19 protein-coding genes are annotated in these 23,481 nt (G+C 63.5%); 10 read left to right on the top strand and 9 right to left on the bottom strand.

The features are described 5' to 3' along the window. Positions 1–254 precede the first annotated feature (254 nt). From prfA to AB2N08_RS13135, 3 genes are all read right to left on the bottom strand, one after another. Entirely contained in the window at positions 255–1,331 is a 1,077-nt protein-coding gene (prfA, locus tag AB2N08_RS13145; RefSeq protein ID WP_367611096.1) for a peptide chain release factor 1, read from the bottom strand. A gap of 99 nt (positions 1,332–1,430) precedes the next feature. After that, positions 1,431–2,705, bottom strand: coding sequence for a glutamyl-tRNA reductase (gene hemA / locus AB2N08_RS13140; protein ID WP_367611095.1), 1,275 nt, complete (start codon positions 2,703–2,705; stop codon positions 1,431–1,433). A gap of 81 nt (positions 2,706–2,786) precedes the next feature. Continuing rightward, positions 2,787–3,476, bottom strand: a complete 690-nt coding sequence (locus AB2N08_RS13135; RefSeq protein ID WP_367611094.1) for a response regulator transcription factor — start codon at positions 3,474–3,476, stop codon at positions 2,787–2,789. A 209-nt stretch (positions 3,477–3,685) separates the two neighbouring features. Between AB2N08_RS13135 and AB2N08_RS13130 the strand changes: the two genes are divergently transcribed. Continuing rightward, positions 3,686–4,282 carry a hypothetical protein gene (locus tag AB2N08_RS13130; protein WP_367611093.1) on the top strand — a complete coding sequence of 199 codons (597 nt, stop codon included), beginning with the start codon at positions 3,686–3,688 and terminating at the stop codon, positions 4,280–4,282. Between the two features lie 161 nt (positions 4,283–4,443). Here AB2N08_RS13130 and minE read toward each other — a convergent pair whose 3' ends face one another. Genes minE through minC form a run of 3 tightly spaced genes read right to left on the bottom strand, consistent with a single transcriptional unit; the run spans position 4,444 to position 6,367 of the window. Continuing rightward, complete coding sequence (gene minE / locus AB2N08_RS13125) at positions 4,444–4,695, bottom strand: cell division topological specificity factor MinE (protein ID WP_183554769.1); 252 nt, start codon at positions 4,693–4,695, stop codon at positions 4,444–4,446. Position 4,696: 1 nt separating this feature from the next. Next, positions 4,697–5,512 (bottom strand): septum site-determining protein MinD, encoded by an 816-nt coding sequence (gene minD / locus AB2N08_RS13120; protein ID WP_367611092.1) that lies wholly within the window; start codon positions 5,510–5,512, stop codon positions 4,697–4,699. 36 nt (positions 5,513–5,548) lie between these two features. Further along, positions 5,549–6,367, bottom strand: a complete 819-nt coding sequence (minC, locus tag AB2N08_RS13115) for a septum site-determining protein MinC (RefSeq protein WP_367611091.1) — start codon at positions 6,365–6,367, stop codon at positions 5,549–5,551. A gap of 362 nt (positions 6,368–6,729) precedes the next feature. Between minC and AB2N08_RS13110 the strand changes: the two genes are divergently transcribed. The 7 genes from AB2N08_RS13110 to AB2N08_RS13080 all read left to right on the top strand — a co-directional run bounded on the left by AB2N08_RS13110 (position 6,730) and on the right by AB2N08_RS13080 (position 13,927). Then, on the top strand, positions 6,730–7,908 hold the full coding sequence (locus AB2N08_RS13110; protein ID WP_367611090.1) for an acetyl-CoA C-acetyltransferase: 1,179 nt from the start codon (positions 6,730–6,732) through the stop codon (positions 7,906–7,908). A gap of 118 nt (positions 7,909–8,026) precedes the next feature. Continuing rightward, positions 8,027–8,767 (top strand): acetoacetyl-CoA reductase, encoded by a 741-nt coding sequence (gene phbB, locus AB2N08_RS13105; RefSeq protein ID WP_367611089.1) that lies wholly within the window; start codon positions 8,027–8,029, stop codon positions 8,765–8,767. Positions 8,768–8,843: 76 nt separating this feature from the next. Continuing rightward, positions 8,844–9,782: a hypothetical protein gene (locus AB2N08_RS13100; protein ID WP_367611088.1), complete on the top strand. Its 939-nt coding sequence runs from the start codon at positions 8,844–8,846 to the stop codon at positions 9,780–9,782. Positions 9,783–9,872: 90 nt separating this feature from the next. Continuing rightward, positions 9,873–10,829, top strand: a complete 957-nt coding sequence (gene pip, locus AB2N08_RS13095) for a prolyl aminopeptidase (protein ID WP_367611087.1) — start codon at positions 9,873–9,875, stop codon at positions 10,827–10,829. Positions 10,830–10,893: 64 nt separating this feature from the next. Continuing rightward, the gene (locus AB2N08_RS13090) at positions 10,894–11,355 is read left to right on the top strand and encodes a DUF2721 domain-containing protein (protein WP_367611086.1); all 462 of its coding nucleotides are present in this window, start codon (positions 10,894–10,896) and stop codon (positions 11,353–11,355) included. A gap of 23 nt (positions 11,356–11,378) precedes the next feature. Next, on the top strand, positions 11,379–11,834 hold the full coding sequence (locus tag AB2N08_RS13085; RefSeq protein WP_367611085.1) for a hypothetical protein: 456 nt from the start codon (positions 11,379–11,381) through the stop codon (positions 11,832–11,834). A 56-nt stretch (positions 11,835–11,890) separates the two neighbouring features. Next, positions 11,891–13,927, top strand: a complete 2,037-nt coding sequence (locus tag AB2N08_RS13080) for an oxidoreductase (RefSeq protein WP_367611084.1) — start codon at positions 11,891–11,893, stop codon at positions 13,925–13,927. A gap of 159 nt (positions 13,928–14,086) precedes the next feature. Here AB2N08_RS13080 and AB2N08_RS13075 read toward each other — a convergent pair whose 3' ends face one another. Further along, entirely contained in the window at positions 14,087–15,208 is a 1,122-nt protein-coding gene (locus AB2N08_RS13075) for a beta-ketoacyl-ACP synthase III (RefSeq protein WP_367611083.1), read from the bottom strand. A 123-nt stretch (positions 15,209–15,331) separates the two neighbouring features. Beyond that, on the bottom strand, positions 15,332–16,756 hold the full coding sequence (locus AB2N08_RS13070; RefSeq protein WP_367611082.1) for a S41 family peptidase: 1,425 nt from the start codon (positions 16,754–16,756) through the stop codon (positions 15,332–15,334). A 527-nt stretch (positions 16,757–17,283) separates the two neighbouring features. Here AB2N08_RS13070 and AB2N08_RS13065 point away from each other — a divergent pair. Both AB2N08_RS13065 and AB2N08_RS13060 read left to right on the top strand, forming a co-directional pair. After that, on the top strand, positions 17,284–19,359 hold the full coding sequence (locus AB2N08_RS13065) for a M13 family metallopeptidase (RefSeq protein WP_367611081.1): 2,076 nt from the start codon (positions 17,284–17,286) through the stop codon (positions 19,357–19,359). 75 nt (positions 19,360–19,434) lie between these two features. Further along, positions 19,435–21,501, top strand: coding sequence for a M13 family metallopeptidase (locus AB2N08_RS13060; RefSeq protein WP_367611080.1), 2,067 nt, complete (start codon positions 19,435–19,437; stop codon positions 21,499–21,501). Positions 21,502–21,584: 83 nt separating this feature from the next. On the opposite strand, the gene AB2N08_RS13055 is transcribed toward AB2N08_RS13060, so the two are convergent. Continuing rightward, on the bottom strand, positions 21,585–23,216 hold the full coding sequence (locus tag AB2N08_RS13055; protein ID WP_367611079.1) for a hypothetical protein: 1,632 nt from the start codon (positions 23,214–23,216) through the stop codon (positions 21,585–21,587). Between the last annotated feature and the right edge of the window lie 265 nt (positions 23,217–23,481).

Below are 23,481 nucleotides of genomic sequence, written 5' to 3'. Positions count from 1 at the left end.
GTCGCTACCCTTCCTCGTTAGCACTTGCATGTCGTTCCCGCGAAGGCGGGAACCCAAGTTTGCCTGCGCAGTCGCTGCGTTTCTCGACAGTGGCTGCTCAACAGACTTGGATCCCCGCCTGCGCGGGGATGACGTGCCAGGGCTGACAATGGAACGGCGTCGGCTCTATCGTGGACATAATCGGTACCGGTCATTTTCTCACAAACGTCCTGACCGGCTTTCCGCGATTTTCAATCTGGCAACTTAATGGTTGCTTAATCCCCGAGCGCCGCCAGTTGCTCGGCCTGGTGCTCCGACGCCAGCGCATTGGTCAGATCGCTCAAGTCGCCATCCATGATGAAATCGAGTTTGTACAGCGTCAGGTTGATGCGGTGATCGGTCAGCCGCCCCTGCGGGAAGTTGTAGGTGCGGATGCGCTCGCTGCGGTCGCCCGAACCGATCAGGCTCTTGCGCGTGGCCGCTTCCTTCGATTGCTGCTCGCGCAGTTGTGCATCCTTCAGGCGCGCGGCCAGCACCTTCATCGCCTGCGCCTTGTTCTTGTGCTGGCTGCGGTCGTCCTGGCATTCCACCACCAGGCCGGTGGGCAAGTGAGTGATGCGCACGGCCGAATCGGTCTTGTTGATGTGCTGCCCGCCGGCGCCCGAGGCGCGGTAGGTGTCGATGCGCAGGTCGGCCGGGTTGATGTCGACGTCTTCGACTTCATCGGCCTCGGGCATCACCGCCACCGTGCAGGCCGAGGTGTGGATGCGGCCCTGCGTTTCGGTGGCCGGCACGCGCTGCACGCGGTGGCCGCCCGACTCGAATTTCAGTTTCGAATAGGCGCCGTTGCCAACGACGCGCACGATCACCTCGCGGTAGCCGCCCAGGTCGGACGTCGACTCGGACACCATCTCGACCTGCCAGCGATTGCGCTCGGCAAAGCGGGTGTACATGCGCAGCAGGTCGCCGGCGAACAGGGCCGATTCGTCGCCGCCCGTGCCGGCGCGGATCTCGAGGAAGATATTGCGCTCGTCGTTGGCGTCCTTCGGCAGCAGCATTTTTTGCAGCTCTTGCTCCAGGGCGGCCATCTGCACCTTGGCGGCCTCGATTTCTTCTTGCGCGAAGTCCTTCATTTCAGGGTCCTGCAGCATCTCCTGGGCTTCGGCGGTATTGGCCAGCGCGCTTTCGTACTGGCGGTACACGGCCACCAGCGGCGAGAGTTCGGCGTGTTCGCGCGTCATCTTGCGGTAGCTGTCCATATTGGCGGTGACGCCTTCGGTCATCAACAGTTCATCCAGCTCGACCAGGCGGTTGGCGAGTTGGTCCAGCTTGGAGAGCATGGAAGGTTTCATGGGCGGTATCAAGGATGAAGAGGATTCGGCAAGCCGCGGGTCGCGGCCGGGATGCGCCAGGCACGGCGCGGGCGGGCAGGCCGCCGCAGGACAGGTGCGCTAACGGCGGCCGCGGAACAGCTGCGGCAGCAAGCTGGCCAGGCGCGCGCGTTCGTCGCCCTGGGCATGGTGCAGGGCCTGTTGCGGGCCGTGCAGGAACTTGGCGGTCAGGCCCTTGGACAAGGCTTCGAGCACGGCGTCGGCATCGTCGCCGCGCGCCAGCATGCGCCGCGCCCGTTCGAGTTCGGCGAGGCGCAGCGTTTCGCTTGATTCGTGCAGGTCGCGGATCACCGGCACCACGGCGCGGTCGCCCACCCAGTGCATGAACGATTCGACCCGTGTTTCGATGATGGCTTCGGCCTGGCGCACGGCGGCCTGGCGGCTTTCCATGCCGGTCTGCACCACCTGGGCCAGGTCGTCGACGGTGTACAGGAACACGTCGTCCAGGCGCGCCACTTCGGATTCGATATCGCGCGGCACGGCCAGGTCGACCATGAACATTGGCCGGTGCCGGCGCGCCTTGACGGCCCGTTCGACCATGCCCAGGCCGATCAGCGGCAGGGTAGAGGCGGTGCACGAAATGACAATGTCGAATTGGTGCAGGCAGTCGGGCAGGTCGGCCAGGGCGATCGCGCGCCCGTTGTAGCGGGTGGCCAGCAGCGCGCCGCGTTCCATGCTGCGGTTGGCGATCGTGACCGACTTGGGGTTTTGCGCCGAGAAGTGCGCCGCGCACAGTTCGATCATTTCGCCGGCGCCGATGAACAGCACGTGCTGGTCGGCGATGCGATCGAAAATGCGGTGCGCCAGGCGCACGGCGGCGGCGGCCATCGACACGCTGTGCGCGCCGATCTCGGTCGTGGTGCGCACTTCCTTGGCCACGGCAAAGGTGCGCTGGAACAGCTGGTGCAGATAGGTACCGAGGCCGCCGGCTTCGTCGGCGGTGCGCACGGCATCCTTCATCTGGCCCAGGATCTGCGGCTCGCCCAGCACCATCGAATCGAGGCCCGAGGCAACCCGGAACGCGTGGCGCACGGCGTCATCCTGCGGCAGCAGGTACAGGTGCGGGCGCAGCTCGGCGTAGTTCAGGGCGTGGTAATGGGCCAGAAATTGCGCCGACGCGTCGAGCGGGTCGGCGAGGCTGGTGGCCGCATACAGTTCGCTGCGGTTGCAGGTCGAGAGGATCGCCGCTTCTTCATTGCCCGTGGAACCATTGCGCGCGAACCAGCCGCGCGCCGACTGCACCGCCGTGCCGATCTGATCGGGGGCGAGCGCCAGCTGCTCGCGCAGCGAGACCGGTGCGGTCGTGTGGTTCAGGCCAACGGCAAGAAGTTGCATTCTGGGGAGGTAAGAGGGTGAATGACTGCGGTCATTATACCCTCATGGCAGAAGGGGATCAGGTCGGGCCACGGCCGGGGATCACGCTCCCAGCTTTTCCAGGCGGTAGCCATAGCTATAGACCGGCACCAGGCGGAACCCGTTTTCTGGCCGCAAATGCAATTTATTGCGCACCCGCGACACGTGCGTGTCCATCGTGCGCGACGGCAAGTCGTTATCGCGCACCCAGACCGACTCATGAATATAGGCGCGCGACAGCGGCCGGCCGATGTTACGGAAGAACAGCAGCGCCAGCGAAAATTCCTTCTGCGTCACGTCGATCACCGAACCATCCTTGAGCAGGCGGCCCGGACGGGTCTCGAAGGTGTACGGGCCGAACTGCAGCTGCTCGGCGCTATTTTGCGACGGGTAGGCGCGGCGCAGCAGGGCCGACACGCGCGAGACCAGTTCGCCGCGGCGCAGCGGCTTGACCAGGTAGTCGTCGGCGCCGGCATTGACGCCGGCGATGATGTCGTCTTCCGCGTTATTGCCGACCAGGAACATCGTTGGCGCATGCGAAGCCAGTTTTTCCTTGGCACGGCGCAGCACTTCGGCGCCGTCCATATCCGGAACGTTCCAATCCATCACCAGCATGTCCGCGCTATCCTTGCGCAGTTGCGCCAGCAATTCGCGGGCGCTGTCGAACGATTGGCAACTGTGGCCGGCACCACTGAGGACCTGGCAAATCAGGTCAGCCTGCGGGCGGTCTTGCTCCAGAACGGCAATCTTCATGATAGGACGAGAGTGAAAGTTTTCGGTGTAGGAAGATTCCTACAAGGTTAAAAACGAATATATCAGACTTTTACAAAATAGTGCTAAAGGTAAATATCGTTTTTTCGCTTATTGTTCTGACTGTTGTGTTAAAGGGACCACTTACCAGCTCTCGCCACAGGCGTACACTCATTTTCAGATGATATTCAAATAATGAAAAGGGTGAGATTATGTTGTTTCGACGCAAAGATGTGACTGTCCCAGAAGACCGTGTGCCCGTCAGCGGCCCTGAAATTGCGGCCACGCGCCTGCGGTGTCTTGCCCTCGTGAAGAAACGCGCCGCCATGTCGGCCGCTGTTGCGGCTGTTCCGATTCCTGGCTTGGATCTTTTAGCTGATATTACCGGTTTTGCGTCCCTCGTTGATGAGGTCAACGCCGAGTTCGGCCTGACCCAGAAGCAGATCGAGCGCCTCAATCCCCGTTTGCGCATCATCGCGTATAAAGCGGCGGCATCGGTGGGCGGCATGTTGGTTGGCAAACTCGTCACGCGCGGCGTGGTATTGCGCCTGTTCCAGCGCGTGGCCGGCCGGATGGCGGTCAAGTCGAGCGCGAAGATGGTGCCAATCGCTGGCCAGATCGCATCGGCCGCGATCGGCTACACGCTGTTCAAGCGGATGGGCACGCAGCACGTGGAAGCGTGCGTGGCCGTGGCGCGCGAGCTGGAGAACGCCGGGATCGAGCATAACGTGGCCGACGACGACGACGACGACGACGACGCCGTCGGCGCAGTCAGCGGCACGGAGAAGGCGCCGATTCTGGTGATGTAACGTATAAAAAAACAAAGCCCGCTTGCAGCGGGCTTTGTAGGGAAACTTGGATCCCCGCCAAGGCGTCGGCGAGGGCGGGGATGACGTGCGGCGCGGGGTACTCAGGGAAACTTGGATCCCCGCCTCCGCGGGGATGACATGCGGCGCGGACGCCCCGCATGTCAATTATCCGGCAGCACCACGTTCACATCGAGCACTTCCAGGTTGCCCTGGCGGTCGAGCGATACCTTGATATCGTCCGGATTGACCTTGACGTACTTCGAAATGACCGCGATCAGTTCCTGGTGCAGGGCCGGCAAGAAGTCCGGACCGGCGCGGTTGGTGCGTTCGCGTGCAATGATGATCTGCAGGCGTTCCTTGGCGGCTGTCGCGCTCTTCTTTTTTTCGGGGAAGAGAAATGAAAGCAGCGCCATATCACTTGGCTCCGAAGATACGCTGGAACAAACCCGGCTTTTCGTAGTTGGTAAAGCGCAGTGGGCGTTCTTCGCCCAGGAAGCGCGCTACCACGTCTTCATAGGCGTCGGCCACGTCGGTTCCCTTGAAGTGAATCGCCGGATTGCCCTGGTTCGAGGCGTGCAGTACCGATTCCGATTCGGGAATGATGCCGATCAGGGGAATCCGCAGGATTTCCTGCACGTCCTGGTACGACAGCATTTCGTCGGCGTCGACGCGCTTTGGCGAGTAGCGGGTGATGAGCAGGTGTTCCTTGACCGGCTCCGAGCCGCTCTGGGCACGGCGCGATTTGGCTTGCAGGATGCCCAGGATGCGGTCCGAGTCGCGCACCGACGAGACTTCCGGGTTCGTCACCACGATCGCCTCGTCGGCGAAGGTCAGCGCCATCAGCGCGCCGTGCTCGATACCGGCCGGCGAATCGCAGATGATGAATTCGAATTCCATCTTGACGAGGTCGTTGATCACGCGCTCGACGCCTTCTTCCGACAGGGCGTCCTTGTCGCGAGTCTGGGACGCCGGCAGGATGAACAGGTTGTCGCAGTGCTTGTCCTTGATCAGCGCCTGGTTCAGGGTCGCTTCGCCATTGACGACGTTGATCAGGTCATACACCACGCGGCGCTCGCAACCCATGATCAGGTCGAGATTGCGCAGGCCGACGTCGAAGTCGATGACGGCGGTCTTGTGGCCACGCATGGCCAGCCCGGAGGCGAAGCTGGCGCTCGAGGTGGTCTTGCCCACTCCGCCCTTGCCGGACGTCACAACAATAATTCGTGCCACAAATAAGTCCTTTTCAGTATCTGTTCAGTTCGGAGGTCAGGCGCGCGACGGCGTCGCCAGCGACTGGATATCGATCCGGTCGCCGACCAGCCGGATTTGCGTCGGCTGGCGCGCCAGGTCGGACGGAAAGCCTTCGTCGAAGGTGCGATACACGCCGGCGATCGAGACCAGCTCGGGCTGCATCGACAGCGCAAAGATCCGCGCATCGGCGTTGCCCGAGGCGCCAGCGAGCGCGCGGCCATTGAGCGGCGCATACACGTGGATGCTGCCATCGGCGATCAGTTCGGCGCCATTGTTTACCACCGCGGTGACGATCAGGTCGGTGCCCCGCGCATAGATGCGCTGGCCGGCGCGCACCGGGGTGTCGATCACCATCGGCACCAGGGCCGGCGCGCTGGCCTGGCTCGGTGCCGATGCCGATGCCGATGCCGGTTGAGGCGCCGGTGCAGTTGGCGCGGCTGGTGCGGGCGCCGGTTCCGATGCCGCGGCGTGCACCACAAGCGGGGGCGGCGTGGCATGGCCGCCGGCGTGCACGCCGCCCGAGCCATCGTCCAGCGCCAGGCCCTGGGCCCGGATTGCATCGATCATCAAAGGGCTGGCGCCGCGCACGGCCACCGCGTTGAGGCGATACTTCTTGAGCAGCGCCACGATGGCCGCCCAGTCGATCGTCCAGGCGCTTGAAGTGAAGGCACTCACGTCGATCACCGCGAACTCATCCTCGAAAAAGTCCGACACGCCGCCCGTCATCGACGCCAGGGCGGCATCGATGGCCTCGAGGTCTGCCGAGTGCAGGATCGTCGAAATGGCGACGACCGTGGAAATCTTGATCTCGATGGGAAGCGTGGTCTTGGGCATAAAACAGAGTGGTTGGCATTGCGCTTGTGCATTCTACTGTGAAAATTGTAGAAAAGGACAGAAGCGCACGCATCATTCCTGCTGGCAATTGCGCGCGTATCGTGTTGAAAATTAAAGTTCTGTGCCAGATCAAATTGCCTTATTCGTCACCTTGTTTTCGATGAATAAACTGCTAAGATTGCCAGTGCTAAAAGATCAGCATGGGTTCCTCAACCCTCGATCCCGCTGCTATTTTCATGGCGCGCCGGTTGGTCGAGGCTTCAATATTCCATGCGCATGGGCACGGCACCCGAAAACGCTGCGCCCCGTCCCAGGGAAGTCCTGAATAATGCCGGCCTCAGGCTGGTTGAACGGAGAATGAAATGGAAGACGTCGTCATCGTGGCCGCTGGCCGCACCGCAGTTGGTAAATTCGGCGGAACCCTCGCCAAGATCCCCGCCGCCGAACTGGGCGCGCAAGTCATCAAGCACCTGCTGGCAAAGACCGGCATCGATCCCGCCGCTGTCAGCGAAGTCATCATGGGGCAGGTGCTCACCGCCGGTGTCGGCCAGAATCCGGCGCGCCAGGCCCTGATCAAGGCCGGCCTGCCCGAGATGGTACCCGGCTACACCATCAACAAGGTCTGCGGCAGCGGCCTCAAGGCCACCCATCTGGCGACCCAGGCGATCCGCTGCGGCGACGCCGACATCGTCATCGCCGGCGGGCAAGAAAACATGAGTGCCTCGCCGCATGTGCTGGCCGGTTCGCGCGACGGCTTCCGCATGGGCGACGCCAAGCTGGTCGACACCATGATCGTCGACGGCCTGTGGGATGTCTTCAATCAGTACCACATGGGCGTCACTGCCGAAAATGTCGCCCGCAAGTACGAGATCTCGCGCGCCGAACAGGACGAATTCGCGCTGCAGTCGCAGCTCAAGGCCGAAGCGGCCCAGAAAGAAGGCCGCTTCAAGGACGAAATCATCCCCATCGAAATCGCCTCCAAAAAAGGCACCACGATGTTCGATACCGACGAGTATCCAAAGCAGGGCAGCACCATCGAAACCCTGGCCGGCCTGCGTCCTGCCTTCAATAAAGAGGGCACCGTCACCGCCGGCAACGCATCGGGCCTGAACGACGGCGCCGCCGCCGTGATCATGATGAGCGCGTCCAAGGCGCGCGAACTGGGTCTCACGCCACTGGCGCGCATCAAGGCCTATTCGTCGTCGGGGCTGGATCCCGCGGTCATGGGCATGGGCCCGGTATCGGCTTCGAAGCTGTGCCTGAAAAAAGCCGGCTGGACCCATGAAGAAGTCGACCTCATGGAAATCAACGAAGCCTTTGCCGCCCAGGCCGTTGCCGTGAACAAGGAAATGGGCTGGGACACGTCCAAGATCAATGTCAATGGCGGCGCCATCGCGCTGGGCCACCCGATCGGCGCCTCCGGCGCGCGCGTGCTGGTCACGTTGCTGCACGAAATGATCCGGCGCGACGCCAAGAAGGGTCTGGCCAGCTTGTGCATCGGCGGCGGCATGGGCGTGGCGCTGGCGATCGAGCGCGACTGACACGCTACTTGCATCCAACAAGCGTATCTATCACGGCAAGGTGCCAAGGCGGCCAGTACGAGCGCCGGCACCGTTGCCGGTTTCGACGTAGCAACCAACAATAAAACTGGAGAAGACAATGGCTAGAGTAGCGTTAGTAACCGGCGGCATGGGCGGCCTGGGCGAGGCGGTGTGCATCAAACTGGCGGCGCTGGGGTACCAGGTCGTCACCACTTTTTCACCGGGCAATACGAAGGTCGACGGCTGGCTGGGCGCCATGCGCGAGCAGGGCTTCGATTTCAAGGCTTACGCCTGCGACGTGGCCGACTACGATGCAGCCCAGGAATGCGTGCGCCAGGTGATCGCCGACGTCGGCCCGGTCGACGTGCTGGTCAATAACGCCGGCATCACCCGCGACATGACCTTCAAGAAGATGGACAAGGTCAATTGGGATGCCGTGATCAAGACCAATCTCGACTCCGTCTTCAATATGACCAAGCCCGTGTGCGACGGCATGGTCGAGCGCGGCTGGGGCCGGATCATCAATATCTCGTCGGTCAATGGCCAGAAGGGCGCGTTCGGCCAGACCAACTACTCGGCGGCCAAGGCCGGCATGCATGGTTTTACCAAGGCGCTGGCGCTCGAAGTCGCGCGCAAGGGCGTGACGGTCAATACCATCTCGCCCGGCTACATCGGCACCAAGATGGTGATGGACATCCCGAGCGAAGTGCTGGAGACGAAAATCATCCCGCAAATCCCGATGGGCCGTCTTGGCAAGCCAGAAGAAGTCGCCGGCCTGGTCGCCTATCTGTCGTCGGATGAAGCGGCGTTCGTCACGGGCGCGAATATCGCGATCAATGGCGGGCAGCACATGTCTTGATCGAGTCAACCAGCGTGACGCCAGCTGGCGTCGTGAAGCCGTGGCGACACGGCTTTTTTCTTTGGTGCGCGCAAACGTGACAGGGCCACTGCCGCGCGTCATCGCGCATTGCGACTGGAGCGTCCACCCCGGCAAACGCTGGATGGCGGTGGCGCTGCGCGTCGGCACCGGCTGGCATATCAGCCTGCCCGAGCCGGTGGGCGTGACCGGCACCTTCCTGCAGCGGCTGGAGGCGCGCCCGGAAGAACCCGGGCCGGTGCTGGTCGGCGTCGATTTTCCGATCGGCGTGCCCGCTGCATATGGCGCGGCGACCGGGCTGGCGAACTTTGCCGAACTGCTGGCGACCGTTGGCAGCGGCATGTGGGACCGCTGGTTCGATGTCTGCGACGACTGCGCCGACATCGGCATCCATCGGCCTTTCTATCCGATCCGGCCAGGCGGCCGCCTGCGGGAGCACTTGCTCACAGGCTTGGGCAACTGCTGCGCGGCCGATCTGCTGCGCGTCTGCGAGCGCAAGACGGCGCAGCGCCCGGCCGCGTGCAGCCTGTTCTGGACGCTGGGCGGCAACCAGGTGGGCAAGGCGGCGCAGGCCGGTTGGCGCGAGGTGCTGCAGCCTCAGGGCGCGCGCATCGCACTGTGGCCGTTCGACGGAACGCTGCCTGATTTGCTTGGCGGCGAACGGACCATCGTTGCCGAGACCTATCCGGGCGACACTTACCACCGGCTCGGCATCGGGCGCCGGCCGGTCTGGAGCAAGCGCAGCCAGGCAGGCCGCCGCTCGGTCGCACCTCACCTGGCAGCCTGGCTGGCGCAGCGCGGCCATGCGCAGGCCGCGGGCCTGGACGCTGCCATCATGGATGGCTTCGGCGCGCACGCCAGCGGCGAAGACCGCTTCGATGCACTCGTCGGCCTGTTCGGCATGCTCGACGTGGTCGAGGGCCACCGCGCCGAAGGCCATCCCGCCGACCCGCAGGTACGGCGCTGGGAAGGCTGGGTGCTGGGTCAGTTGGCGTGAACGCGCTGTCTCTTGCCGTGGCTGCACTTCTGCATCCGCGCGGCGGTACGTTACAATCGGTTTCCCGATTCACTGTCCGTCAAAGCCGCCATGCCAGTCACGCCGCCGTCGCTGTTCCCGCCGATCCAGCCACTTCGCACCGGCGTGGTCGCGGTCGACGAACTGCACACGATCTACTGGGAAGAAGTCGGTAACCCGGACGGCATTCCCGTGCTGTTCCTGCACGGCGGCCCCGGCGCCGGCCTGTCGCCGCAGCACCGCCGCTTTTTCGATCCCAAGGCCTACCGCGTGATCCTGTTCGACCAGCGTGGCGCCGGCAAGTCCACGCCGCTGGGCGAGTGGCGCAACAACACGACGCAACTGCTGATCGACGACATCGAACGCCTGCGCGCGATGTTCGGCATCAAGGGGTGGCTCGTGTTCGGCGGCTCGTGGGGCTCGACGCTGGCGCTGGCGTATGGCCAGGCGCATCCCGAGCGCTGCCTGGGCTTCGTGCTGCGCGGGATTTTCTTGTGCACGCGCGCCGAAGTCGACTGGTTCATCAACGACATGCGCTGGTTCTATCCCGAGCTGTACGACGAATTCGTCGCGCCGATCCCGCTGGACGAGCGTCACGATCTGCTGGGCGCCTACGCGCGCCGCCTGCTGTGCCACGACCCCGAGGTGTACTGGCCGGCCGCGCGCGCCTGGAGCCGCTTCGAAGGCCGCCGCGTGTTCTTGCTGCCGCAGCCCGAAGAAATCGCCAGCGACACGCTCGACCTGGGCGTGGGCCGGCTCGAGGCGCACTATATGGTCAACGGCGCGTTTCTCGACGAAGACCAGCTGGTGCAGGGCGTGGGGCGCATCGCCCACCTGCCGGCCGTGATCGTGCAGGGCCGCTACGACGTGATCTGCCCGCCGCTGTCGGCCTGGCGCCTGCACCAGGCGTGGCACGGCTCGAAGCTGGACATGATCCCCGACGCCGGCCACGGCGCGCTGGAAACGGGCATCGCACGCGCACTGGTCGCGGCCACCGAACAGTTCAAGCGCCACGGGCGCTTCGAATGAGCGGCGGCTGTTAAACTACGCCCGACGTACCTCAGACACACCACAACAAGACCAACGTGTTCTCATGAATATCCAGATCAGCGACATCGGCCACGTTATCCAGCTGGCGATCGCGCCTGTTTTCCTGCTCACCGGCGTGGCCACCAAACTGACGGTGCTGACCAACCGGCTGGCGCGCATCATCGACCGCACCCGCGTGCTCGAAGACCGCCTGAAGGTCAGCCCGAATACCGAGTTTTCCAGCGAGCTCGAACTGCTGTACCAGCGCTCGCACCTGATCAACTTCGCGATCGCCTCCAGCACCGCCTGCGGCTTGCTGGTGTGCGTCGTCATCGCGATGCTGTTCGCGGGCGACACCACGGGCATTCCGCTTGACCAGTACATCGCCGCGAGCTTCGTGCTGGCGATGCTGGCCCTGATCAGCAGCTTCGTTTATTTTTTGCGCGAGATCTTCATCTCGTCGCGTTTCATGCGCATGCAGCACCAGCAAATCATGATGCAGCAACCGCCGCCGCCACTGCCTTGATGCGCGCGGCCAGAAAGAATCTCATGCACGACTACCAACGCCCTCCGACCCTGCACCGCTACGCGCTGCGCACCGAACTTGAAAACTCGCTGCGCCTCGGCCAGTTTCGCCTCGAGCCCAGCGGCGGCTTTTTGAACCTGTCGTTTTCCACCGCCTGGGACAAGGCGCTGTTCGACATCATCACGCCGAGTGACACCTGCCTGGTGATCCACAATAGCGAAGAATTCGGCGAGCGCCTGCACCGCGCGGTGCAGCGCATGCTGCCCAACTGGGCCGGCATCGACGGCGCCATCGAATACGGCAGCCGCTCGCCACTGGGCGCCGCATTCACCCGCAGCGCAGGCCAGGCGCGCGAAAAGGAATGGCAGTTCGCATGGCGCTCGATGTCGCCAGGCGCGAGCCTGAACCCCATCGTCGTCAAGATCGGCAGCATCGAGAGCTTCGCCGAGCTGCGCGACCGCGACAGCCACCTCGCGTGATGCGTGCGGGCCGTGTTTAGACACACGGCTCGACAAAATCGCGGTGTAATGCCGCGATGACTACCTCTTCTGCTTACGCGCACCTGCTCGCGCCGCTCGACCTGGGTTTCACCACGCTGAAGAACCGCGTGATCATGGGCTCGATGCACACCGGGCTCGAAGACCGCTTCTACAACTACGGCAAGCTCGCCGCGTTCTACCGCGCGCGCGCGCGCGGCGGCGTGGGCCTGATCGTCACTGGCGGCATCTCGCCGAATCGCCAGGGCTGGTTGCTGCCGTTCGGCGGCACGCTCAATTTTATTGGCGACGTGCCGAACCACCGGCGCGTTACGCGCGCCGTGCACGACGAGGGCGGCAAGATCGTGCTGCAGATCCTGCATGCGGGGCGCTACGGCTACCAGCCGTTCGTCGTGTCGGCGTCGAATCTCAAGTCGCCGATCTCGCGCTTCAAGCCCAGGGCCCTTAGCGAAGCGGGGATCGAATCGACGATCGCTGCCTACGTGCGCTGCGCGCGGCTCGCGCAACAGGCTGGCTACGATGGCGTTGAGATCATGGGCAGCGAAGGCTACCTTCTGAACCAGTTCCTGTGCGCGCGCGCCAATCGCCGTACGGATGCGTGGGGCGGGCCGATCGAACATCGCATGCGCCTGGCCATCGACATCGTGCGCCGCATCCGCGCCGCCGTCGGTCCGGAGTTCATTTTGATGTACCGCCATTCGGTGCTCGACCTGGTCGAAGGCGGTAATACGTGGGACGAGGTGGTGCTGGTGGCGAAAGCACTGGAGGCCGCCGGCGTGACGATCATCAATACCGGTTACGGCTGGCACGAGGCGCGCATTCCGACGATCGTCACGTCGGTGCCGCGCGCGGCGTTCGCACAAGTGGCGGGCCGTTTAAGGGCCGAGGTTGGCATACCCGTGGTGGCCTCGAACCGCATCAATATGCCTGGTGAAGCCGACGCGTTATTGGCGCGCGGCGACGCCGACCTGGTGTCGATGGCGCGGCCGTTCCTGGCCGACCCGGATTTCGTGAACAAGGCCGCCAGCGGCCGCGCGGACGAGATCAACACCTGCATCGCCTGCAACCAGGCGTGTCTCGACCACACGTTCTCGAACAAGCGCGCCACGTGCCTCGTCAATCCGCGCGCCTGCTACGAGACCGAACTGGTACTACGCCCGGCCGCGCAGTCGCGCCGCATTGCGGTGGTGGGCGCGGGGCCAGCCGGCCTGTCGGCAGCGACAGTGGCGGCCGAACGCGGTCACCGCGTCACGCTGTTCGATGGGCTGGACCGCATCGGCGGCCAGTTCAATGTCGCGCTGCGCGTGCCTGGCAAGGAAGAATTCGCCGAGACGATCCGCTATTTCGGGCGCCGTCTGTCGCTGCTCGGCGTCGACGTGCGCTTGAACTGCCGCGTCACGCGCGAGGCGTTATTGGCCGGGGGATTCGACGACGTGATCGTCGCCACGGGCATCCGCACCCGCAAGCCGGCCATCCCCGGCATCGACCATCCGATGGTCCTGAGTTACCTGGACGTGCTGCGCGATGGCCGCCCTGTCGGTGCGCGCGTGGCGATCGTCGGCGCCGGCGGCATCGGTTTCGACATGGGTGAATTCCTGGTGCACGATCCCCACGTGGCGCTGCCAATGACGCCGGCGCACTGGATGGGCGAGTGGGGCGTCGATCCGCTGGTGGCCACGGCGGGCGGTTTGACGGCGCCCGTGGCGCCGCAGCCGCCGCGCCAGGTCTGGCTATTGCAGCGCAAGAGCACGCGCCCGGGGGCGGGGCTGGGCAAGACGTCGGGCTGGGTGCACCGCGCTACGCTGGTGCGTAGTGGCGTGACGATGCTGGCCGGCGTGCAGTACGACCGCATCGACGACGCGGGCCTGCACATCACGGTCGGTGGGCAAGCGCGCGTGCTGGCGGTGGACAACGTCGTCATCTGCGCGGGACAGGAGAGCCTGGCCGAGTTGATGCCGGCCGAAGCGACGAGCGGCGGGCCGCGTTTTCACAAGATCGGCGGCGCGGCGCTGGCGGCGGAGCTGGATGCGAAGCGGGCGATTCGTGAGGGTTTTGAGTTGGCGGCGCGGCTTTGAATTGTGGTTGTGGTGTGCTTGCCTTGGGTTCCCGCCTCCGCGGGAACGACGTGCCAAGGTCGATGGCTAAAGAGTTGGCGTGTGGCTGATCGTATTATTTAACAACGTCGTTCCCGCGGAGGCGGGAACCCAAGTGAGCAAGCACACCACCAACGCCAATTACACCTTCCGCACCACCACGCACCCAATCGAATACCCGGCCCCAAACGAGCAGATCACGCCATTGGTGCCCGCCGCCAGATCGTCCTGGTACTTGTGGAACGCAATGATCGACCCGGCCGACGACGTATTCGCGTAGCTGTCCAGAATCACCGGCGCTTCGCCGGCTGTCGCGTCGCGGCCCAGCAGCGTGCGCACGATCAGCAGGTTCATGTTCAGGTTCGCCTGGTGCAGCCAGTAGCGCGACACGTCGTCGGTGCTCAAGCCGGCGGCAGCCAAGGTGTCCTTGATCGTCTCGGCCGCCATCGGGCAGACTTCCTTGAACACCTTGCGGCCCTGCTGGCGGAACAGCTTGTCCGGCTGGCCGACGCCGGCTTCATCGAAGCGGTTCATGAAGCCGAAATTATTGCGGATATTGTTCGAGAAGCTGGTCTTGAGGCGGCTATCGAGGATTTCCCACTGGTGTGCGCCGGTGGCCGTGGCTTGCGCCTCGATGATGATCGCGGTGCAGGCGTCGCCAAAGATGAAGTGGCTGTCGCGGTCGCGGAAATTCAAATGGCCGCTGGTGATCTCGGGGTTCAGCACGAGCACCGCACGGGCGCGACCGCCGCGCACCGCGTCGACCGCCGTGGCGATGCCGAAGGTGGCTGACGAACAGGCCACGTTCATGTCGAAGCCGAAGCCGTCGATGCCAAGCGCTTCCTGGACTTCGACCGCCATTGCCGGATAGGCGCGCTGCATATTGCTGCACGCGACCAGCACCATGTCGATGTCTTGCGGCGCCTTGCCGGCGCGCTCGAGCGCTTCGCGTGCGGCGGCCACGCACATCTCGGCCTGCAGCGACATCTGGTCGTCCGGGCGGTCGGCGATGCGCGCCGTCATGTGGGCCGGATCGAGGATGCCGCTTTTTTCCATCACATAGCGCGACTTGATGCCGGACGCTTTTTCGATGAAGCCGCTGCTCGATGGCTCGAGCGCCGTCACGTCGCCTGCCGCGATGGCGGCCGCGTGTTCGGCATTGTGCAGTTCGACGTAGGCATTGAACGCGGTCACCAGCTCGTCGTTCGAGATGGAATGCGGCGGCGTAAACAGGCCGGTACCGCTGATGACGACAGGTATCATGTTAGTGAAACTTTCAAGGAAGATAAGGGCACGTTGCCGCAAGGTGCGCCGATTCTACACGCTCGGCGCAGGCGTGGGAATCTGAGGAAAACCGGGCAGCATTCGGGCAGCGGCGGCGTAACTTCAGCGCCCCTGGCGCGCCAGGGTCGTGCCGGCGGCGCGGCTGGATAACACCACTGTTTCGCCCTTCAGGTGGCGCAGCGCCTGGGCCAGCTGGAAGTCGTCGGCGCTGCCGTAATCGAGCGGCTTGCGCTGGCGCGCTTCGTTCAGCAGCCGCATCTGCTCTTCGATGTCGTCTTCGCGCGTGGCCACTTCGGGGCCGGCGCCGTTGGCCAGGTGGTGCTGCAGGTCGGCTTCGCGCATGCGCAGGGCATTCAGGCCATCGCCATCGAGGTATTCGTCGACCGGGAAATCGGGCACGATGCCGCGCGCCTGGATCGAGCGCCCGGCCGGCGTGTAGTAGCGCGCCGTGGTGAGCTTGACGGCGGCGTCGCGCCCGATCGGGCGGATCGTCTGCACCGAACCCTTGCCGAAGGTCTGGCTGCCGAGGATGGCGGCGCGTTTGTAATCTTGCAGCGCGCCGGCGACGATCTCGGAGGCCGAGGCCGAACCGGTATTCACCAGCACCACCATCGGCAGCTTTTTGAAAGCGGGCGGCAGGTTCGCCAGCGGGTCGGCGCCGCTGCGCAGCATGTAGAACTCGGGCCGGCCATAGAAGCGCTGGCGCTGCTCGATCAGCTGGCCATTGGTCGAGACGATTTCGGCGTTGTTCGGCAAGAAGGCGGCGGCCACGCCGATCGCGCCCTGCAGCAGGCCGCCCGGATCGTTGCGCAGGTCGAGCACCAGGCCTTTGAGGTCGGGGTCTTCGCGGTACAGCGCCTGCAGTTTGGCGGCCATGTCGTCCACGGTCGGCTCCTGGAACTGCGCCACGCGCAGCCAGGCGTAACCCGGTTCGACCATTTTGGCCTTGACGCTTTTCTGGACGATCTCGCGCCGCTCGACGGTGATGGTGAGCGGCGCCGGCGCCGACTTGCGCGCGATGGTCAGTGTCACGCGCGTGCCCGGCTCGCCGCGCATGCGCTTGATGGCCTCGTCGATCGGCGTGCCCTGGATCGGGTGGCCGTCGATGCGCGTGATCAGGTCGCCCTCCTTGATGCCGGCGTGGTAGGCCGGCGAATCTTCCATCGGGCTGATGATTTCGATGTAGCCGTCTTCGCTGATGCTGATCTCGATGCCCAGGCCGACAAAGCGGCCTTCGGTGCCTTCGCGCAGTTCGCGGAACGCGCGCGCGTCGAGGTAGGCCGAATGCGGGTCGAGCGAGGCGACCATGCCGGTGATCGCCTGGGACAGCAGGGCCTTGTCTTCGACCGGCTCGACGTAACTGGTCTTGATGACGCCGACGACGTCGGCCAGCTCGCGCAGCCCGGCCACCGGCATGCTCGCGTCGAGCGACGGTTTGAACGAGAGAGCGGAAAACTGCATCGTCAGGCCGACGCCGGCAACGGCGCCCAGGCCGATCAGACAGGCATTCTTGAAGGTGGAACCCATGGTGACCCATTGTGGCAGCGCGCGCCGATCGTGGAACCCGAGGCGCTGCGATATGCCTGAGGTTGCGCAAGCGGAGTATAAACCGGTTCGCGCGCGGGCGCAGACGGTCCTCCCATCGCAGTCATGTCGTTACAGTCGAGTTAATTAGGGAAAATCGGCGTAATTCGGCCGAATAGCGATTTGTTACATGCCGTTAGCGAGGGTAAGTAATTGTAAGAGTCGCGCTTGGTCCTGAAGAGGCCGCCTATAGTTGTGGCTAGTTTTTCTCTCTCTCCACTCTTGAAGTGGTCTTTTCCCGCGGCTTTCCTGGCGCGGGATTTTTTTTGCCCGCTCTCAACGTGTTGTCTCCTTCCAACACATGCATACGCGAAAATTCCATTTCCATGTGTATCGAAAAGTAAAAAAACCACCATGCCAGGTGCTGTCGGGAGTCCACCCGCTAGAATGTTCTTTTGCCGGCACGCAGCAGGCGCGCCCGGCAGGACGTTGTTTATTCCTGCGAACACTTAGCAAGTAAGGATTTTTCCGTGAAGCGACACCTCCTGAGTACCCTGACCCTGTCCCTTGCGGCAGCCTTCGCCGCGCCAGCCATGGCCGCCGACGCAGCACCTGCCGTTGCCGCCACCACTGCCGCACCGGCAGGGGTTATCTCCGGCATCGACACCCAGTACATCGACAACAGCGTGCGTCCGCAGGACGACTTCTTCACGCACCTGAACGGCAAGTGGCTGAAAGAGACCGAGATCCCGGGCGACCGCTCGAGCTGGGGCACCTTCATGAAGCTGCGCGAAGACACCACGCCGCAACTGCTGGCGATCATCGAGGCGGCGCAGAAGGACACCGGCGCCAAGTCGGGTACGGAAGCGAAGAAGATCGGCGATCTGTACGCCAGCTTCATGGACGACGCGCGCCGCGAGACGCTGGGCTACAAGCCGCTGACCGGCGAGCTCTCGCGCATCCGCGCACTGAAGGACAAGAAGGGTATTCCGGCACTGGCCGCTCACCTGGGCAAGATTGGCGTGGCCAGCCCGTACGGCATCTACGTCGGCCAGGACATGCGCGAATCGACCCGCCACGCAACCTATATCAGCCAGAGCGGCCTGGGCATGCCCGACCGCGATTATTACCTGAAGGCGGACGACGCCAAGCTGGCCGAGATCCGCGCCAAGTACCAGGTGCACGTCGAGAAGATCCTGGCGCTGGCTGGCGAAAAGAACGCCGCCGCGCAGGCCAGGGCGATCGTCGATTTCGAAACCGAACTGGCCAAGGTCCAGTGGACCAAGGTCGAGAACCGCGACCCGGTCAAGCGCTACAACAAGATGACGGTCGCCGAGCTGGCCAAGCTGGCGCCGGGCTACGACTGGAAAGGCGCCCTGGGCGCCGCCGGCGTGGGCAGCAAGACCGACACCATCATCGTCAATCAGCCAAGCTACTTCACGGGCTTTGACGCGCTGCTGGCCAAGACCGACCTGGCCACGCTCAAGTCGTACTTCGAATGGCAGCTGCTGCGCGAATACGCGCCGTATCTGTCGCAGGCATTCGTCGACGAGAACTTCGCGTTCTACGGCACCGCACTGACCGGCGTGGCCGAGCAGCGTCCGAGCTGGAAGCGTGGCGTGGCCACCGTCGAAGGCGCGCTGGGCGAGGCGCTGGGCAAGCTGTACGTGGCCGAGCACTTCCCGGCCGAACGCAAAGCGCGCATGGAACAGCTGGTGAAGAACCTGATCATCGCCTACGGCCAGTCGATCGACAACCTGGACTGGATGAGCCCGGCGACCAAGAAGGAAGCGCGCGCCAAGCTGGCCAAGTTCACGCCGAAGATCGGTTACCCGGACAAGTGGCGCGACTATTCGCGCCTGACGATCAAGCGCGATGACCTGGTGGGCAACGCGATGCGTTCGTCGACCTTCGCCTACAACCGCAATATCGAAAAGCTCGGCAAGCCGATCGACCACACCGAATGGGGCATGACGCCGCAGACGGTCAACGCGTATTACCGCAGCACGATGAACGAGATCGTGTTCCCGGCCGCGATCCTGCAGCCGCCATTCTTCGACATGCGCGCCGACGACGCGGTCAACTACGGCGCGATCGGCGCCGTGATCGGCCACGAAATCGGCCATGGCTTCGACGACAAGGGCAGCCAGTCCGATGGCGACGGCAACCTGCGCGACTGGTGGACCGCCGAAGACCGCACCGCCTTCAAGGCCCGCACCGACAAGCTGGTCAAGCAGTTCAACGGCTATGCCCCGCTGCCGGGCTACAACGTGAACGGCGAACTGACGCTGGGCGAGAACATCGGCGACAACGCCGGCCTGTCGATCGGCTACAAGGCGTATAAACTGTCGCTGGCCGGCAAGCCGGCGCCGGTGATCGACGGCCTCACGGGCGACCAGCGCTTCTTCATGGGCTTTGGCCAGGTGTGGCGCTCGAAGATGCGTGAAGCCCAGCAGATCAATCAGGTGAAAACCGATCCGCACTCGCCGGGCCAGTTCCGCGCCAACGGCACCGTGTCGAACATGCCCGAGTTCTACGAGGCGTTCAACGTGAAGCCGGGCGACAAGATGTACCTGGCGCCGGAAGACCGCGTCATCATCTGGTAATCGTATAGAGAACATCAGGCCGGCGTCATGAGCGTCGGCCTTTTGCATTGCACTCACACACAAGAGAGAGATCACATGAAACGCAATCTGTTCAGCGCTGCGGCGCTTGTGTTGACCACATCGTTCATCGCGCCGATGGCGATGGCCCAGGCCAACGCTGCCGCAGCGACCGCGCCGGCCGGCGCATCGTCGGGCATCGCGACGCAATACATCGAGCCGGGCGTGCGCGCGCAGGACGACTTCTTCGAACACCTGAACGGCAAATGGCTCAAGAGCGTCGAGATCCCGGCCGACAAGTCGACCTGGGGCGCGTTCCACCAGCTGCGCGACGACACGCTGCCGCAGCTGCGCGCGATCATCGAGCGCACCGCCGCCGACAAGAACGCCGCCGCCGGCAGCGAAGCGCGCAAGATCGGCGACTTCTACGCCAGCTACATGGACGAAGCGCGCCTCGAGCAGCTGGGCGCTGCGCCGTTGAAGGGCGAGATGAACAAGATCGCCGCGATCAAGAGCAAGGCTGAACTGCCGGCGCTGTTCGCGCACCTGGGCCGCGCCGGTGTGAACGTGCCGTTCGTGTTCTTCATCCACCAGGATGCCAAGGATTCGACCAAGTACGTGGCCGACCTGTACCAGGCCGGCCTGGGCATGCCCGACCGCGACTATTACCTGAAGCTCGACGACGCCAAGCTGCTTGAGGTGCGCGCCAAGTACCAGGTGCACATCGAGAAGATGCTGGCGCTGGCAGGCAGCAAAACTGCCGCAGCCGATGCCAAAGCCATCGTCGCCCTGGAAACCGAACTGGCCAAGGTGCAGTGGACCAAGGTCGAAAACCGCGATCCGATCAAGACCTATAACAAGGTCGAATTCAATCAGCTGGCCACGATGGCGCCGGGCTACGACTGGAACACGTGGCTGAAAGCCGCGGGCCTGCAGGGCAAGGCAACCTACCTGATCGTCAGCCAGCCGACCTACCTGAAGGGTTTTACTGACGTCTTGGGCCGTGTTCCGCTGGCGACCTGGAAAGCGTACCTGCAATTCCAGACCGTGAACGGCTACGCCAATTACCTGTCGAAGGCCTTTGTCGACCAACGCTTCGCGTTCAACGGCACCACGCTGGCCGGTATCCCGGAACTGGAACCACGCTGGAAGCGCGGCGTGTCCACGCTCGAAGGCAGCCTCGGTGATGCAGTGGGCAAGCTGTACGTGAAAGACCACTTCCCGGCCGAGCGCAAGGCGCATATGGAAGTGCTGGTCAAGAACCTGCTGGCCGCCTACAAGGATTCGATCGACACGCTCGACTGGATGAGCCCTGCGACCAAGAAGGAAGCGCAGACCAAGCTGGCCAAGTTCACGCCGAAGATCGGCTATCCGAACAAGTGGAAGGAATACACGGCCTTGACCGTCAAGCGCGATGACCTGGTGGGCAACGTGATGCGTTCGCGCGAAGTGGAATACAACCGTGAACTGAACAAACTGGGCAAACCGATCGACCGCGAAGAGTGGGGCATGACGCCGCAAACCGTCAACGCCTACTACAACCCGGAACTGAACGAGATCGTGTTCCCGGCCGCGATCCTGCAGCCGCCGTTCTTCGATGCGAAGGCTGACGATGCGGTCAATTACGGCGGCATCGGCGCCGTGATCGGCCACGAGATCAGCCACGGCTTCGACGACCAGGGTTCGCAGTACGACGGCGACGGCAACATGCGCAACTGGTGGACCGAAGAAGACGGCAAGCGCTTTGGCGAAAAGACCAAGGCCCTGATCGCGCAGTACGCCGCGTTCAGCCCGCTCGAAGGCTATAACGTCAACGGCGAACTGACCCTCGGCGAAAACATCGGCGACAACTCGGGCCTGGCGATTGCTTACAAGGCATACAAGATCTCGCTCAAGGGCAAACCAGCGCCCGTGATCGACGGCCTGACCGGCGACCAGCGCTTCTACATGGGCTGGGGCCAGGTGTGGCGCACGAAGATGCGCGAGCCGGCGCAGATCGCCCAGATCAAGACCGACCCGCACTCGCCGGCGCAATACCGCGCCAACGGCACGCTGAAGAACCAGCCTGGCTTCTACGAAGCGTTCAAGGTCAAGGCTGGCGACAAGATGTACCTGGCGCCGAAGGATCGCGTGATCATCTGGTAAGCCTGCGCACGCCGTAGATGCTTGCATGTGACAAGGGCCGCGTATGCGGCCCTTGTCGTTGGTACTGCCTGACCGCTATGCGATCAGCGTGCCTGGCTCGAATAGCTGCACGACTTGACCACGTTCGGCTTTGGATCGCCGAACACGGCATTGGTGCAGGCGGCCCGGTTGGTGAACGCCTTGGTGGCGTAGGCGCCTGGCACACCGTAGCGCACGTCACGAGCGCCGCTGAACGAGCAGGTGCCGTTTTCAGGGGCGCAAACAGTCCAGGTCACCGGTGCGGGTGGCGTCGGGGTCGGGGCAGTCGACGCCGCGCCGGCGTAGCTGCAGGTCTTGACCGTGTTCAGCGCCGGGTCGCCGAATACCGCGTTCGTGCACTGCACCGAATTGGTAAATACCTTGACGACCCAGGCATTGCCGGCGCCGTAGCGCACTTCACGCGAGCCATTGAAGCTGCACGTGGCGTTTTCGTTGGCGCATTGCGTCCAGGTGGCAGGCGTTGGTGTCGGCGTTGGCGTTGGCGCCGGCGTGCTGCCCGCCGTCAATTCCGCGTAGGCGCCGATATCGCGCGCGCTCGCAGCCAGGCGGGTCTCGCCGGCAGCCGTGTGCTTGTACTGGGCTACTGGCGCCAGGGACACACCGGTTGCCGACACGCCCGGCACCGAACCGGCGTTAATCACCAGCACGTTCGCGGTCGGATGCAGATCGAACAGCAGGCGATTGACGAAGCCGGGCACGAGCGAACGGAAGTTGGTGCGGTCAATGGCATTGGCCTGGTTGGTCGCGGCGCCCGTACCGCCAAAGATATTGTTTTGCAGCAGAACTGGCGTGGTCACACTGCCGCCCACGACCACGAAGGTGCCGCGCACACTGTCGTCGTTCAGGAACGTATTGTTGACAACATACAGATCCTGGCCAGGATTGCTCGCCCCCTCGTTGCCATACGACAGCAAACCGGGGTTGTTATGATTGGCCGGCTGGTGGATCACATTGCCGATGACATACGAAGTACCGGCATTCGGCAGGTCGATCTCGTAGCTCGGTTTGCCGGTGCTGCTCGAGAAGCGGTTGTAGTTGATCGTGTTGACGCTGGCGCGCGACTTGAGGTTGTGGCCAGCATTGGCGTCATGCGAATAGTTGTAGCGGAACGTCAGGCTGCCGACGTGGCCGATATACACATTGTGGGTGTAACCGTCGCCCCGGCCATTAGCGCCGAACTCGGTATTTTCGATCACGATGTGGCTGTTCTCATTCGCGCCGGTCAGGATGCCGTTCTCGTTGTCGTGCAAGAACGACGAGCGCAGCGTGAAGTTGGCGCCTTCCACACGCAGTGCTGCGCCATTTCCGTCCGGCACTGAAGCACCAGCCATCTCGACGTTGTCGACTGTGGTGTTATTGCCCTGGATAACCCAGGTGCCTTTACCTTGAGCGTTTTTACCAGCTGCATCGATCTTTGGACGGCCATTCACACCGCGGATGGTCAGGTTGCTGGCACCAATGGCGCAGACGTCGCCGCTGTAGGTTTTACCGCCGTCGATCTGGACGATGTCCCCGGACTGTGCGCGGGCAAAGGCGGCACAGGGCGCCGCGTAGGTTTTTCCGGGGCCAACCGACAAGGTGGCGGCGGATGCGCCGCCGGCCGCAGCGAGGGACACCAGGAGCGCGGCATTCAGCCGAAACGAAGCAGACACGGCAGATTTGGAGCGAGGATGCATGATGGTCTAATCCTGTAAAGATTCCGGTAGGAATTTATTTCGACTGGAGGCTGTGCAGGATAAGGTATTTACGCACTGTGGATTGTAAGCAATTGTTACTTTGTATTTGCGTCAATATGTCACAGTTGGCAAAGTTAAAGGCGGTAAAGAAACTGTCGGAACTATTTTTATAATATTGCTGGCTTCGCAGGACGGTGAGCCTGGTACATCGCCCGTCTGCATGAAATTGACAGGCGAAAAAAAGCGCCGGGAGCGGCGCTTTCTT

It is taken from the genome of Massilia aurea (genome assembly GCF_040790145.1).
GTDB lineage: Bacteria > Pseudomonadota > Gammaproteobacteria > Burkholderiales > Burkholderiaceae_D > Telluria > Telluria aurea_C.
Note: the sequence above shows the minus strand (reverse complement) of the source record. Positions and strands in the feature narration are given on the sequence as shown.

Bases quoted from the DNA above. Each gene is read 5' to 3' on its own strand.
- AB2N08_RS13090 (WP_367611086.1), top strand. From the start codon at position 10,894: ATGAATATCCAGATCAGCGACATCGGCCACGTTATCCAGCTGGCGATC.
- minC (WP_367611091.1), bottom strand. From the start codon at position 6,367: ATGCCCAAGACCACGCTTCCCATCGAGATCAAGATTTCCACGGTCGTC.
- AB2N08_RS13130 (WP_367611093.1), top strand. From the start codon at position 3,686: ATGTTGTTTCGACGCAAAGATGTGACTGTCCCAGAAGACCGTGTGCCC.
- pip (WP_367611087.1), top strand. From the start codon at position 9,873: ATGCCAGTCACGCCGCCGTCGCTGTTCCCGCCGATCCAGCCACTTCGC.
- AB2N08_RS13070 (WP_367611082.1), bottom strand. From the start codon at position 16,756: ATGGGTTCCACCTTCAAGAATGCCTGTCTGATCGGCCTGGGCGCCGTT.
- AB2N08_RS13055 (WP_367611079.1), bottom strand. From the start codon at position 23,216: ATGCATCCTCGCTCCAAATCTGCCGTGTCTGCTTCGTTTCGGCTGAAT.
- AB2N08_RS13080 (WP_367611084.1), top strand. From the start codon at position 11,891: ATGACTACCTCTTCTGCTTACGCGCACCTGCTCGCGCCGCTCGACCTG.
- AB2N08_RS13135 (WP_367611094.1), bottom strand. From the start codon at position 3,476: ATGAAGATTGCCGTTCTGGAGCAAGACCGCCCGCAGGCTGACCTGATT.
- prfA (WP_367611096.1), bottom strand. From the start codon at position 1,331: ATGAAACCTTCCATGCTCTCCAAGCTGGACCAACTCGCCAACCGCCTG.
- AB2N08_RS13060 (WP_367611080.1), top strand. From the start codon at position 19,435: ATGAAACGCAATCTGTTCAGCGCTGCGGCGCTTGTGTTGACCACATCG.
- AB2N08_RS13075 (WP_367611083.1), bottom strand. From the start codon at position 15,208: ATGATACCTGTCGTCATCAGCGGTACCGGCCTGTTTACGCCGCCGCAT.
- AB2N08_RS13110 (WP_367611090.1), top strand. From the start codon at position 6,730: ATGGAAGACGTCGTCATCGTGGCCGCTGGCCGCACCGCAGTTGGTAAA.
- hemA (WP_367611095.1), bottom strand. From the start codon at position 2,705: ATGCAACTTCTTGCCGTTGGCCTGAACCACACGACCGCACCGGTCTCG.
- AB2N08_RS13085 (WP_367611085.1), top strand. From the start codon at position 11,379: ATGCACGACTACCAACGCCCTCCGACCCTGCACCGCTACGCGCTGCGC.
- phbB (WP_367611089.1), top strand. From the start codon at position 8,027: ATGGCTAGAGTAGCGTTAGTAACCGGCGGCATGGGCGGCCTGGGCGAG.
- minE (WP_183554769.1), bottom strand. From the start codon at position 4,695: ATGGCGCTGCTTTCATTTCTCTTCCCCGAAAAAAAGAAGAGCGCGACA.